We start from the raw sequence: 562 nt of genomic DNA, 5'->3' as shown, positions 1-562 counted from the left end.
CGTCCGTACTACGCCGCCGCGCAACATCGAGGCGATGGCCTCGAGCATCCGTGCGCGTGGCATCATGCAGAACCTCCTTGTCACCGCCGCACGCCCGAAGGGCACGTACGAGATCATCGCCGGCGATCGGCGCTATCTCGGCGCAATGATGCTCGCCGATGCCGGTGAGATCGACGCGGCCACCTACGACGTGCCGGTCAAAATCGTCTCGGGCAACGACGCGGATCTGCGCGAGGTGTCGCTCACCGAGAACTTTCAGCGCGAGCCGATGACAGCGGCGGAGGAGTGCGTCGCATTTCAGCATTTCCTCAAATCCGACGGTGACATCGACGCAGTCGCAAACCGGTTCGGCCAGACCCGGCGCTTCATCGAGGGGAGACTCCGGCTTGCCAATCTCGCCGAGCCGATTTTCGAGGCGTTGAGCGAGGGGCGCATCACGCTGGAAATGGCGAAGGCCTACGGCTCCACCGAGGACAAGGCCAAGCAGGAGCGCGTTTTCCAGCGGTATGGTCACTCTTCCTACGTGAACGCGGATCAGATCCGCCGCGCGATCGCGAACGAC

At 63.7% G+C, this 562-nt stretch carries 1 protein-coding gene; it reads left to right on the top strand.

Translation table 11 applies throughout. From position 1 onward, the window contains the following. Nucleotides 1-562: ParB/RepB/Spo0J family partition protein (locus tag AACY08_RS28300; RefSeq protein ID WP_339472405.1), on the top strand; the 562-nt coding region annotated here is incomplete at both ends.

Origin of the sequence: Pseudomonas sp. EL_65y_Pfl1_R83 (genome assembly GCF_963970695.1) — a bacterium.
Taxonomy (GTDB): domain Bacteria; phylum Pseudomonadota; class Gammaproteobacteria; order Pseudomonadales; family Pseudomonadaceae; genus Aquipseudomonas; species Aquipseudomonas tritici.
Note: the sequence above shows the minus strand (reverse complement) of the source record. Positions and strands in the feature narration are given on the sequence as shown.